Origin of the sequence: Pseudomonas sp. GM33 (assembly GCF_000282295.1) — a bacterium.
Taxonomy (GTDB): Bacteria; Pseudomonadota; Gammaproteobacteria; order Pseudomonadales; family Pseudomonadaceae; genus Aquipseudomonas; species Aquipseudomonas laurylsulfatiphila.
Genome location: NZ_AKJO01000087.1, coordinates 84,763 through 97,327 on the forward strand (window position 1 = coordinate 84,763; position 12,565 = coordinate 97,327).

At 59.4% G+C, this 12,565-nt stretch carries 12 protein-coding genes and 1 pseudogene; 5 read left to right on the forward strand and 8 right to left on the reverse strand.

Going from position 1 to position 12,565, the window contains the following annotated elements; genetic code table 11:
* Positions 1-4: 4 nt before the first annotated feature.
* On the forward strand, positions 5-256 hold the full coding sequence (locus PMI26_RS32175) for a hypothetical protein (RefSeq protein ID WP_007975123.1): 252 nt from the start codon (positions 5-7) through the stop codon (positions 254-256).
* Positions 257-319: 63 nt separating this feature from the next.
* Here PMI26_RS32175 and PMI26_RS14165 read toward each other — a convergent pair whose 3' ends face one another.
* From PMI26_RS14165 to PMI26_RS14140, 6 genes are all read right to left on the reverse strand, one after another.
* On the reverse strand, positions 320-1,558 hold the full coding sequence (locus PMI26_RS14165; RefSeq protein WP_007975125.1) for a hypothetical protein: 1,239 nt from the start codon (positions 1,556-1,558) through the stop codon (positions 320-322).
* 47 nt (positions 1,559-1,605) lie between these two features.
* The gene (locus tag PMI26_RS14160) at positions 1,606-2,100 is read right to left on the reverse strand and encodes a CS1 type fimbrial major subunit (RefSeq protein WP_007975126.1); all 495 of its coding nucleotides are present in this window, start codon (positions 2,098-2,100) and stop codon (positions 1,606-1,608) included.
* Between the two features lie 63 nt (positions 2,101-2,163).
* Positions 2,164-2,907 (reverse strand): hypothetical protein, encoded by a 744-nt coding sequence (locus PMI26_RS14155; protein WP_007975127.1) that lies wholly within the window; start codon positions 2,905-2,907, stop codon positions 2,164-2,166.
* Between the two features lie 59 nt (positions 2,908-2,966).
* Positions 2,967-4,220: a hypothetical protein gene (locus PMI26_RS14150; RefSeq protein WP_007975128.1), complete on the reverse strand. Its 1,254-nt coding sequence runs from the start codon at positions 4,218-4,220 to the stop codon at positions 2,967-2,969.
* Positions 4,221-6,743, reverse strand: a complete 2,523-nt coding sequence (locus PMI26_RS14145) for a CS1-pili formation C-terminal domain-containing protein (RefSeq protein ID WP_007975129.1) — start codon at positions 6,741-6,743, stop codon at positions 4,221-4,223.
* A gap of 111 nt (positions 6,744-6,854) precedes the next feature.
* Positions 6,855-7,331, reverse strand: a complete 477-nt coding sequence (locus PMI26_RS14140) for a CS1 type fimbrial major subunit (protein ID WP_007975130.1) — start codon at positions 7,329-7,331, stop codon at positions 6,855-6,857.
* 519 nt (positions 7,332-7,850) lie between these two features.
* On the opposite strand from PMI26_RS14140, the gene PMI26_RS14135 reads away from it, so the two are divergent.
* Together PMI26_RS14135 and PMI26_RS14130 are read left to right on the forward strand one after the other, a co-directional pair.
* Positions 7,851-8,426, forward strand: coding sequence for a PadR family transcriptional regulator (locus tag PMI26_RS14135; protein WP_007975131.1), 576 nt, complete (start codon positions 7,851-7,853; stop codon positions 8,424-8,426).
* Positions 8,423-9,208, forward strand: coding sequence for a siderophore-interacting protein (locus PMI26_RS14130; protein ID WP_007975132.1), 786 nt, complete (start codon positions 8,423-8,425; stop codon positions 9,206-9,208). Before PMI26_RS14135 ends, PMI26_RS14130 begins: the two co-directional genes overlap by 4 nt.
* Positions 9,209-9,358: 150 nt before the next feature.
* Here the strand turns inward: PMI26_RS14130 and PMI26_RS14125 are convergent, their stop codons facing one another.
* Both PMI26_RS14125 and PMI26_RS14120 read right to left on the reverse strand, forming a co-directional pair.
* Entirely contained in the window at positions 9,359-10,000 is a 642-nt protein-coding gene (locus PMI26_RS14125) for a Pr6Pr family membrane protein (RefSeq protein WP_007975133.1), read from the reverse strand.
* Between the two features lie 2 nt (positions 10,001-10,002).
* Complete coding sequence (locus tag PMI26_RS14120) at positions 10,003-10,233, reverse strand: VF530 family DNA-binding protein (RefSeq protein ID WP_007975135.1); 231 nt, start codon at positions 10,231-10,233, stop codon at positions 10,003-10,005.
* Positions 10,234-10,537: 304 nt separating this feature from the next.
* On the opposite strand from PMI26_RS14120, the gene PMI26_RS14115 reads away from it, so the two are divergent.
* A complete protein-coding gene (locus PMI26_RS14115; protein WP_007975136.1) occupies positions 10,538-11,920 on the forward strand; it encodes a carbohydrate porin in 1,383 nt (460 codons plus the stop codon).
* Positions 11,921-12,141: 221 nt separating this feature from the next.
* A pseudogene (locus tag PMI26_RS14110) lies at positions 12,142-12,565 on the forward strand (membrane-bound PQQ-dependent dehydrogenase, glucose/quinate/shikimate family); the annotation flags it as partial.

Below are 12,565 nucleotides of genomic sequence, written 5' to 3' on the forward strand. Positions count from 1 at the left end.
CGAGTTGCTGGAGACCCTGCGATCCACCCAGCGCGAATGGGTCGAATCCACGCAATTGACGGATGTGGAACGAGCGGCACTGCGCAACAGGCTCAGAGATCTGGCCAACGACCTGCCGGTTGCCGAGACGGTTGTCTTTGCCGATGAACCGATAAGCGAAGCGAACTTCGACCGGTTCCTCGTCGATCTGGGGGACGGCGAAAAAGAACTGTCCAGGCGTTTGACGCGCGCGGCGTTGAGCAGGGCCGGGTTGTAATAGCGGCGGCATCGTGAGGCAAACCTGACGGCATTCGTTGCGGTCAGGTTTGCCGCAACCACGTCAGATATCCGAATCCCAGATCACCGTGACATTGCCGGAATAGCGGCTGGCCACGCCCGGCTGCAGCATGAACTCCATCTGGCTTTTTGCAATTTCGAAATGCAGAGTCCCGGGAGCCCGATCAACATAGAAACCAGGTTGAAACTGTTGCGAATTGGCTTGCCCGGTTCGCAGGCGCTGACGCCTGACCGGTTGCCCGGACAGGTCCGTCAGGCCATTGGGCAGACTGACGCTGACCTGAAGCTCGACCGATCGCCTGGAGACGGGATCATTCAACATGCATTCGTAGGGAAAACCGCCGAACTGACATTCAATATGCATCTTGAAGCGCGATGAGGCCGAGATATTGAAGGTCTGGTCGCGGAACAGGCTCACTGGCCGGCGGCCTGCCTGCAGCCAGCTCTGCCAGCCACCGACCGGCACCAGGTGGACCTTGTTGCCACCCGGCGGAATATCGACCTTGAGCGTGTGTTGAACGTCGAGGTTGAAGTTCATGGTCAACGTTGAACTGCTCGGCAGCATGACGTCACCAAAATCGAAGTCGCCGTTCGGGCCAACCGTGTAAGTCAGTGCACCGAGGTAATGCCCCGAGGACATACCCAAAGGATTTGGGGTTTCCAGTTCATAGGCAAAGTCGAGATAGTCCAGGCGCAGCCAGGGAATATCGAACTTGGCCTGTTTTGCGCACACCTCTGGTGCCGGTGTTTTCCAGAAAAATCTGTAGGCGATCGAGTTAAACCAACCCACACCACTGTAAACACAGGGCGCCGGGCTATACACCCAGCTCGTTCCCCATAAAAGATTGTGCGCGACCCGGTAGTCTTCGGCGCCCCCCACCAATTGCATGACATCCTCCGTCACGTACTGGGAGCCGATACCCACGATCCGAACCCTTACCGTTTCCGGTTCGCCAGTGGTTTCGTGGGTAACCGTCAGCTCTCGCCATTGCGCCGGTACTTTCAACATTGCCCCCTCTCGAGGCGAGGCATGGTTGGCGCGAATGGGGGCGCGTGAATCAAATTGAATCGGCACCTGCAAACTGAAGGTCTGGTGTTCTACGCATTGCCCTGGGTAATTGGCGCAATAACCACTGAGCGGTGTGGTATTGAGGAACTTGTTCATATGCGGGCGCGCCGAATCCGGCTTGAACAATGCGGTGATATCCACCTGCTCGGCCTGCACCGGCGCCGCGATCATCCCCAGCAGCCAAGCGCTCGACAACCAATGAGCAATCTTCATCTTTCCCCGACTCCAGTCATGCTGTTCGTTTTGGAGCAAACCCGACTTCAAGGCGCCGCCGCACTGAAGACCAGATTCACGTTGCCGTAGTAGCGACCCGGCTTGTACCCGCCCGCGGGTACCTTCGGCTGGATCTGCAGGGCAAAGCGCCCGCCCGCGACAGCCTGCTCGCGCGAGAGCACTTCAAGGGGTTGCGGGTCGTGGCTCAACGTCTTGCCGTTGAAGCTGACGAGCAGGTAGATGTTCTGCTCATCGCGGCCGTTGGACAGATAGGGTTCGCTCTCCAGCCGCGCGTGGATGGCGCTGGTGTCGTGCTTGACGTCGAAATTCTTGCGCAGCCCCTCCAGCGACCGGGTGTGGATGTTCCACGGCAGAACTTGCTCGCGATGAATCCAGTCCGACTCGGCCGGTATCACGTAGAAACCCAAGGTCGGAATATCCACCGACACTTCGAATCGGTGCTCTTCGCGGGCGGCGAATGCCAGGGAACTCATCAGTGCCGCGACGCCTGTCGACAGGGCGATGGCCGAAAGCTTGATCATTTCAGGTACCTGTTACGTCCAAAAAAGCAGCGGGCAAAGGCGGTCACTCGTGTGTGCCGGCGGTTATTGGCTGGCAACGCGCAAGGCCTTTTTCGAGGCGCCCTCGACCAGGTTGAAGCGGTATTCACGTCCCGGCTTCTTGTCGAATGCAAACTCTTTTCCCGCACGAATGTGGTGCTTGGTGGTGGGCTCGCACTCGTTTTCCTGCTTGATCGAGCAGTTGCGGAATTCGTCGACGACCACCGACGTGTTGCCGTTGTTGCGAATGCGATAAGTACTGGCGCCGTTGTCGATCTGGCTGTCGTACCGGCTGTTGTTCGGCCTGACGAAGAACACCGTGCCGAACCCGGTCATGACGTTGACGCCGGCCGAGAGGTTTTTCTTGTAGTTCTCGCGCTCGTCGCTGGACACCGCGAATTCGTCTTCCTTTTCCGGCACCACCGGGATGAAGCGCACGCGGAAATAACGCTCGGTGTCGCGCTCGCCCATGAACAACAGCCGAGTGCCCTGCATGCCGTTGGCCGGAATGATCAGGCGTGCGGGGCTGGCCATCAGCCCGTCGCGCGATGCCGCGCCCGGGTCGCTTTTGACCGGCACTTCGCTAGGGGTGCCATCGGCGTCGTAGACGATTTCCAGGATGTTGACCTTGACGAAGGCCGTGCTGTCGCCACTGTTGAACACGCGCTTGAGGTAGGTGCTTTTGTCGCCATCCAGATAGTCGTACACCGTTCCGACGTTGATTTGCGGCCCGGCTTGAAGGCCCAGGGAAAATCCGCTCAAACCGATCAATAAAAACACACGCTTCATAACTTTTAGTCCTTGGTCATTGAACACACTGCCGGTACGACTGATCGATGCGTTGGCCATCAGATTTCCGAGTCCCAGATCACAATGACAATGCCGGTATAGGTGCCGGCAACACCGGGCCTCAGCATGGATTCCATGTACGATTGCTCAACTTCGAAATGCAGGGTTCCCGGTGCCCGGTCCACATAGAAGCCGGGCTTGAACTGCTGCTCATTCCCCGCACCGGTCCTCAATCGCAGGCGTCTCACGGGTTGGCCTGAGAGGTCGGTTATGCCATTAGGCAGGCTTACGCTGATGTGTAAGACGACTCGACGACCGTTATCCGCACTGTTCTCCAGTCCGCATTCGCCACCTATTCCGGGCCCGCATTGCATCAGTATCTTGAATCGCGTCGAGGCCGATATATTGAAAGTCTGGTCACGGAACAGTCGCACCGGCCGGCGTCCGGCTTGCAGCCAGCTTTGCCATCCGCCTTGCGGCTCCAATCGGATTTTGTTACCACCTGGAGGGATATCGACCTTGAGCGTGTGCTGAACATCAAGGACAAAATTCAGTGTCAGATCGGAATCGTTGGGCACCATCACGTCGCCCATGTCAAAGTCACCGCCCGGCCCGATGCGATAAGTCAGGTCGCCGGTGTAGAGCCCTGAAGACATACCAAGCGGATTGGGCGTACGCAGTTCATAGGCGAAATCCAGGTACTCGTAGTACATGGTCGGAATCCTGAAACTGGCAGTTTTTACGCAGGTACCCTGAATCGGGGTTTTCCAGAAAAACTGGTAATAATCATCGGTGTACCAACCGACGCCGCTGTACTGACACGGTGACGGGGGGTTCACCCAGCTGCCATACGGGCCGCCCCACAAGGCCCGGTGCCCTTCAAGCGTATTGGGTGCACCTGTAAGGTTGGTGACCTTGTCGTCGAGCACGTACCGCGATCCAAATCCGGCAATGCGCATCTCGACCTGTTCCGCCTCACCGGTTTCGGCATTCGTAACTGTCAATGCACGCCATTGCGCCGGCACGGTGAACATCGAACTGTTGCGCTGCGAGTCATGGGGTTGCATGGCCCTTGCGGAATCGAAGCGTATGGGCAGGCGGATGCTGAAGGTCGCGTTCTGTTCGCACTGATCGGGATAGTCCGCGCAGTAACCGCTGACCGGGGTTTTGTTGATGAACGTATTACGTTGCGGGTTTGCCGGGTCAGGCCGGAACAACGCCCTGATCTCCTGATTGACCGCCTCGGCCGTAGGCGTCACAAACAGTGCCAACAAGCACAGCCACTGCGGTATACACGTCTTGAAATTAACCATTCAACTGGCCTCCTGGCGAATCAATGACGCATCCGCCAACGTATCCGGCGTGCACCGCAGATCACCGATCATCAACACGTTGTTTTCACTGCGGTGCTTGTCGGTATCGAGCCGGAACTGGCACAGCAACTGGTCGGCGTAGCGCACTTCGAGAGTCGGTGAACCGGCATGCATTTCCATCGAGAAGAAGCCATCGACTTCACTCACCCCACGACTGGCGTGGTTGATCACGTGGTGGCCCTTGAGCGGCCGGCCTTGTGGGTCGACAAGACGTCCGAGCACCGTCAGGGTTTTCATCACCCGCACCTTGCGGTACTCCACGCCGCCCTTGTTCAGGTGATAACGGGTGCGTGCCGGCTCGATGCTGGCCGCTGGCGCGTGATTGCCCTCGAAGTCGAAGCTCACGGAGCTGTTCCTGTAAGCCGTCAGCGGTATGAAATTGCGCCCCGGACGCAATGCCGCGCTGCCGCCGCTGAGGTCGTCGGCGCGTAACGCGATGCCGTCGATATCAGACTCGACATCGACGATCATGCCGGCCCCTCGTCCTTGATGCTGACTGGTCAGGGCCATGCGCTGGCCACCGACGACCACGGTGCTGTCCAGGTTCAAGCCGCCGGTAAAGTTGTCGTTGAACGATGAGCGCTGGATAAAGCCGTCGCCGTTGATCGCGTCTGTGCGAAAGTTCGCCAGGCTCGACAGGCCAACGCCGTAGGTGTCGGTCAGCGCAGTCACCGAGACGCTCTGCAGGATGTGGTCTTGCAGGTCTTTGCGATAACCGAGCGAGGCGTTGGTGTCTCGGCTGCCATCACGGGCGGTGCGGCTGCCGATGCTGCCCGAAACCTGTTGACCCGGCCCGCCGAGCGCCACGCTGATGCTCAGGTCGACCCCGCGATTGCGCGCGTCGCCACTGCTGTAGCTGCCGGGACGATCGAACAGTGACAACCGCCAGTTGGCGTCGCTGCCCAGCAGCATCGTGCGCTGCGTCCAGCCCAGGTCGACGCCGACGCCTTCGACGTTGCCCTCACTGTGGGCGACCCGCGCGTTGAGCGAACTCTTGCGGCTGATGCGGTGGTTCAGCGCCAGCGATGAATTGCTGGTCTCGCCGGTGAACACATTGCGTTGGCGCACGCGGGTGCCGTCGGGCAGCGTGTCGAAGGTGTTGGTGGTGTCGAGCCAGCTGCGGTTGTGGCTCACCACCAGACTGCCGGAACCATAGTTGTAGAGCGCTTGCAGATCGGCGCCGGTGCCGTGGTCTTCGGTCTGGTACAGATTGGCATAGAGGCTGACGCTGTTGGCCAGGCTCCAGTCGATGGAACTGCCGTACTGCAACGTGTTGCGCACTTGACGTGCCGACAGCCCGAGGATTACCCGTGGATGCAGCAGGTAGTTGATCGCGGCCCCCGCCGTCGCATCGCCACTCTCCTGTTGATCCCAGTTGCTCAGCAGTTTGCTTTCCTGGCCGGCGAACAGGTTGTAGCGCCAGCGTTCGTCGTGGTTGCGCCAGTTGGTCGGTTTGTAGATCAGCTCCTGAGTGGTCGAGGTGACCTGGCCGTCTTCTATCAAGCGCACTTCCACATCATAGATGCCGCCGGGCAACGGGCGGGTATCGAGGGTTTGCAAACCGGCGGGCACCGCTTGGGTGTTGAGCAGCAGACCATCGCGATAAATCTCCACCGACGCCTGGCGATTGGCGGTGACATAGATCGGATAAACGCTAGGTTTGGGGCTGTCGATCGCCAGGCTGTCGGAACTGCCGTACATCACACCAACGGCGGTGTCGGGGCTGGTGCCGAACGAACGGGGCTGACGGGTCAGGCCTTCGGAATTGGGGGTGAAATAGCCCAGGCGGAAAAAACTGCCTTGCAGTTCGCGCTGGGTGTAGAGCTCGTGTACGGCGTGATAGGTCTTGTCATCCGGCCCGCCCAGACGCGCCAGTTGCATGTTGAAGGTCTGGCTCCAGTTGCCCAGGCTGCCGCTGGCCTCCAGGCCATAACGCCCGCCGAGGTTCTGATCCTGGCCGCCGTTGAGGTTGAGTTGGTTGCGCACCATCAGGCCACTGCTGCCGCCTTCGGGCTGGTCGTAGAAACGTTTGGCCTCAGTGTCGCGCTCGGCATTTTCAGTGACGATCGACAGCAATGAGTTTTCCAGGTTGTAGTGCACCGCCAACATCTGCTCGGGGCATTGGCCGCTGCAGGTGCCCAAAGCCACGCCGGGTTTCAGAATGCTGGCCCAGGTGTCGCGTTCGCCGGCGCTGAAACGGCTGTCGCTGGTGTCGGTGAAATCGAGCAAGGTGACCCGGTCATCCCGGGACAACACGATCATCGCCTCGCCGAGGGGCTGTTGATCCAGCTCGACTCGCACGGCCAATGGCACATCGAAGAAATGTTCCTCGAAATCGGCCGGCAGACCCTTGGCCTGGGCCAGTAAACTTCGAGGCGTATTATCAACGGAAGTCGGCGCCGCAAATGCGCTGCTACATAACAGCAACGCAAGCGTTGCCGCGATGGGCGTCATCGGGAACATGAACAAATACTCTGATTACAAGGAAGTCAAAGCCCGGCCGGCAAACTTGATAGTTTGCCGGCCGGTTACGTTACTTTGAGCAAGTAAACGCTTTACCGTCGCAGCTGTTACTTATACGGAAGGTTCAACGACCAGCATGACGACACCGGTGTAATCACCTGCATCAGGTTTACCGCCCAGTGCACTGATCTTGAACGGCGCACGATAGCGGACGTTGGACTCAGCTTCGCCAACAACTTCCTGCGAATTGGTGGTCAGCGTCTTGCCGTTGAGCTCGACTTTCAGGTCGATGGTCTTGTTCCCGGCGATCAGTTTCGGCACGCCTTCCAGGCGGGCGTTCACTTTGCCGGCGGTGTGCAGCACATCAAAGTGCCCGTCGACGGTCTTCATGGAATCAGTACCCGGGTTGTAGCTCATGTCCTGGTCTTTGTTGACCAGGTCCGAATCAACCGGCACCGCGTAGAAATCGTCGGATGGAACATGGGCCACAATGCTGATGGAGTGTTTGGCTTCGGTGGCGGCAAACGCCATCGAGGAACTCAGTGCCAGAACAGCCAGAGGAGCAGCGAACGCGATTTTCTTGAACATCTTTCAGTACCTGTCGTTTAAAAAAAGGATCTAAGTATTGAAAGTTTCGCTGAAGAAAAACAGTCACGAGCAGTGATGTTCCAGCGCAACTCTCAACGCCGAAAGATGATCGATCAAACAATCTGGAAAGTAAGCAGGCAAGTTCCTCAAAGCGCGTAGCCAAAGGGCCACGACCATGGCATGAAAAATACTTGAATATTGTTAAAGTCACTGTTCGGCTGTCAGATTCAGACTACATAAAGCCAATACACAGGCAATTAAGGTCGACAACGACACAGTAACTTCTGTAGGAGGGATATTACAAATCCAATGTATTAAGGCGTGAATCGTCAATTTAGAGAGTTAACACTAATTTCAACTTGTTCGCTCGTTCTAAAAGCCTTTTTCGGCGCCGCGAAAGCGCCATTTTCAGCGGCGGTTTCGCCTGGCGTGGTGATCCGCCGTTGGTCGGGGGGGCTTGCGGACAACTTAAGATATATCTTAAGTTGTATCTAAACACGACGAGAGAGAACGAAAAAAATGAGAGACCATCATTCCCCCCACCGCGAACACGGCGACGGCCGCGACGGCTTCGAGAAACGCCCTGGCCGCGAACGCGGTGGTCGTGGCCCACGGGTATTTGCCCCCGGCGACCTGAAACTGCTGCTGCTGGCGTTGATCGCCGAACAGCCGTGCCACGGCTACGACCTGATCCGCCAGATCGAAGGCATGTTCGACGGCGCCTACAGTCCCAGCCCCGGCGTGATCTACCCGACCCTGACGTTTCTTGAAGAAAGCGAATTGATTACCGGCGACGCCGAAGGCGGGAAAAAACGCTACAGCGTGACCGACGCCGGACGCCAGTCCCTGACCGAGCAAGCCGTCGCCCTTGAAGGTGTGCGGGTGCGCATCGATGTCAGCAAGCGTTCGTTGCGCGGCCATGATCGCCCGGCCGAAATCCACGAGGCGGTGCACAACCTGCGCCATGCCCTGCAACTGCACCACGGCCGCTGGAGCGCGGAAGAAATCCAGCGCGTCGCGGCCCTGCTCAACGACACCGCCAAAGCCATCGTCGACGGCCCTGCCGTTCAACCCGTTCAGGAGAAAGCCGAATGACTGAAGTGATCGCGCAATCCATTCACCGTGTCATGCATGAGATCAAACGCCGTCGCCTGGAAGTGTTGCGTGTGGTCGACCTGACCCCGCGCATGCGCCGGATTACCCTGGGCGGGCCGGAGCTGGCGGGCTTCGTCAGCCTGGGTACCGACGATCACGTCAAACTGTTGTTCCCGCAGAACGCCGAGCAGGCTGCGGCCCTGGAAACCCTGGTGCTGGGCGCCGGCAAGGACAACGGCCCGCTGCCCGAGATGCGCGACTACACGCCGCGCCGCTATGACCTGAACACCCTGGAACTGGACATCGACTTCGTGCTGCACGGCGACGGCCCGGCCTCGACCTGGGCCGAACAGGCCAAACCGGGGCAATTCCTGCACATCGGCGGGCCGCGGGGCTCGATGATCGTGCCGGACATGTTCGACAGCTACTTGCTGATCGGCGACGAAACCGCCCTGCCCGCCATCGCCCGGCGGCTCGAAAGCCTCGCGGCCAACCGCCGTGCGCTGGTGATCGTGGAAGTGGAAAACGGCAAGGAGCAGCAGGTGCTGGAAAGCGCTGCCGAGGTCAACGTGATCTGGGTGCTGCGCGAAGGTGGCAAGGACAATCTGCTGACCACCGTGCGCCAGATCCAGGTGCCGGCCGGCAGCCTCTACGCGTGGGTCGCGACCGAGAGCAAGGTGTCGCGGCGGATCCGTCGGGTGTTGCTCGATGAGCATGGGCTGGATGAGCAGTTCGTCAAGGCGGTGGGCTATTGGCGGCTGGATGACACTGACGAGGAGTGACCACCGTACCTGTGGCGAGGGAGCTTGCTCCCGCTCGGCTGCGAAGCAGTCGCAAAATCAGCAACCGAAGTTATCCAGGCACAACCCGGTTGCAGGTTTTAGCACTGCTGCGCAGTGCAGCGGGAGCAAGCTCCCTCGCCACAAAAGTGCCTACATTCGAGCGCGCCACCGATCCACCGCAACCACCCCCAGCGCAATCACCACAAACCCCGCCAACAATCCCCCGGCATTGATGAACACCTGTGGATAACCCAGTTTGTCCACATCAATGAACGGGTACGGATAAGTCGCCAGCAAATGCCCGCGCAGCAACGAGTAAGCGAAGTACACCAGCGGATAAATCACCCACAACGCGATATGCCCCCAGCGCAACGAGCCTTTCGGTACGCAGAACCACCAATACCCCAGAAACAGCAGCGGCATGACGTCATGCATCAGCTCATCGGCCAGCCATTGCCAGCCTTCGGGATGCCATAGATGGCGAAGCAACACGCTGTACGCCAGGCCGACGACCGTGATGCTCACAGCAACGCCACTACTGACCCAGGGCTGTAAAAACCAGCGTCGCGCGGCGGACTCGCGGGACGTCAGTTCACAGGTCAGCACCGTCGCCACCAGGGTGTTGCTCAGCACGGTGAAATAGCTGAAAAAACTCACCAGCCCACCGATCAGACTGGCCTCCAGCGTCCAGCGCGAATAGAAAATCAGGTACATCTGGATGCTCAATCCCGCCCAGCCGAGCATGGCAGCCACGACCACAAAACGGCGGCGCAACGCGCACGGACTGACCATGTTCAGAGCGGTCGTTTGGTGCGCATCAACTTCACATACAGCCGTTCGACCTTCTCCCGCGCCCACGGGGTTTTACGCAGGAACGTCAGGCTCGACTTGATGCTCGGGTCGCTCTTGAAGCAGCGGATATCGATGCGTTCGGCCAGCCCCGACCATTCGTAGTGTTCAACCAGGGCGTTGAGGATTTGCTCCAGCGTCACGCCGTGCAGCGGGTCGATGTTGTGTTCGGTCATGCCGGGCCTTCAAGCAGAGTGGGAATTGGAAGTCGCGCACCTTACGTTAAATGTAGGTGAAACGGAAAAGATCGCAGCCTTCGGCAGCTCACATTGGAATGCGATCCCCTGTAGGAGCTGCCGAAGGCTGCGATCTTTTGTCACTGTTACCAAATCCGAAAGGCTGCATGTCAGCAAAAGCACTTTCTCTATTTGTAACAGATCTTTATCCTTGCGCCCGCTGCCTGCTGAAACGCTTCTGCTTTCGCTTCACGCCTGCTGCTTTCCGTTTATCCCCCAGAAAAAGATCAAGAACTCCGTCTCTATGCCTGACTTTAAATCTTTGCGAGACAGCGCTGTCTTTGCAACTGCTGCCCATCGAAACATCCTACCCCTGCTCGGAGGCCTCACCGCGCTGGGCCTGGCCTCCTGCGTCCAGGCAGAACCGGCCTTCGATAGCGATTCGCCGTGGATGCTCGGCGACTGGAACGGCACTCGCAGCGAACTTGCGGAAAAAGGCTACGACTTCAAAGTCGACTACACCGGTGAAATGGGCAGCAACCTGCACGGCGGCTACGACCACGACCGCACGGCCCGCTACAGCGACCAGTTCGGCCTGGGCACCCATCTGGACTTGCAGAAAATCCTCGGCTGGGACGACGCCGAGTTCCAGTTGACCATCACCGAACGCAGCGGCAACAACATCAGCAACGACCGCATCAACGACCCGCGTGTCGGCGGCTTCACCTCGGCCCAGGAAGTCTGGGGCCGCGGCCAGACCTGGCGCCTGACGCAGATGTGGTACCAGCAGAAGTTCTTCGACGAAAAACTCGACATCAAGGTCGGCCGTTTCGGCGAAGGCGAAGACTTCAACAGCTTCCCCTGCGACTTCCAGAACCTGGCGTTCTGCGGCTCCCAGGTCGGCAACTGGGCGGGCGACATCTGGTACAACTGGCCGGTCAGCCAGTGGGCACTGCGGGTCAAATATCACCTGACGCCAGAGCTTTATGCACAGGTCGGCGCGTACGAGCAGAACCCGTCGAACCTGGATCGCGACAACGGCTTCAAGCTCAGCGGTAGCGGCACCCAGGGTGCGGTCCTGCCGGTGGAGCTGGTGTGGACGCCGAAACTCAACGGCCTGCCGGGTGAATACCGCGCCGGTTACTACTACAGCAGCGCCAACGCCACCGATGTCTACAAGGACAGCAACGGCCAGCCTGCCGCCCTGAGTGGCGAAGCCTACCGCAGCGCCTCGAGCAAGCACGGCATGTGGCTGGGCCTCCAGCAGCAAGTCAGCAGCCTGGCCAGCGATCATTCCCGCGGCCTGAGCCTGTTCGCCAACGGCACGATGCACGACAAGAAGACCAATGCCATCGACAACTACGTCCAGGCCGGTCTCGTCTACAAAGGTCTGTTCGATGCCCGGTCCAGGGACGACATCGGTTTTGCCATGGCCCGCGTCCACGTCAACCCGGCCTATCGCAAGAACGCCGAGGCGACCAACCAGGCCAATGCCGTTTTCGACTACGACAACCCGTCCTACCTGCCACCGCAGGACACCGAATACAGCGCCGAACTCTATTACGGCGTGCACGTGACCAACTGGCTGACCGTGCGCCCGAACCTGCAATACATCCGCCATCCCGGTGGCGTGAACGAGGTCGACGACGCGCTGATCGGCGGGATCAAGGTCCAGTCGTCGTTCTAAAAAACACCGCAACCCCCTGTAGGAGCGAGCTTGCTCGCGATGGTCGTCAACGATAACGCTGCGAGCCTGACTCCCCGCGGCGCTCTCGGGTTTTTCGCGAGCAGGCTCGCTCCTACAAGGACTGCGTCAACCACACCGGTTTTATGAACCATGCCCGCACAAGATCGTCATCTACAGTGAACTGGCGCGGGTCTACTTGAAACATCACGGAGAATCACACTATGAGCACTGATGGTGCCTTGGGTCGAAGCCGTCTGTTGCCGACTCTGCTCGGCATACTGCTTCTGCTAATGGGCCTGGCCATGCTGGCCGGGGGGATCAAGCTGAGCATGCTCGGCGGCTCGCTGTACTACCTGCTGGCCGGCATTGGCATTGTGCTGAGCGGCGTGTTGCTGATCGCCGCCCGCCGCGCGGCGCTGGGCCTGTACGCACTGGTGCTGTTCGCCAGCACCCTGTGGGCGCTGTGGGAAGTCGGCCTCGACTGGTGGCAACTGGTGCCGCGCCTCGCGCTGTGGTTTGCCCTCGGCGTGGTGATGCTACTGCCGTGGTTCCGTCGTCCATTGCTGATCAACGGCCCTGCCCCTGTGGGCACTGGCGCCTTGTGCGTGGCCGTGGTCCTGGCCGGTGCCACCGCCGTGGCCAAAA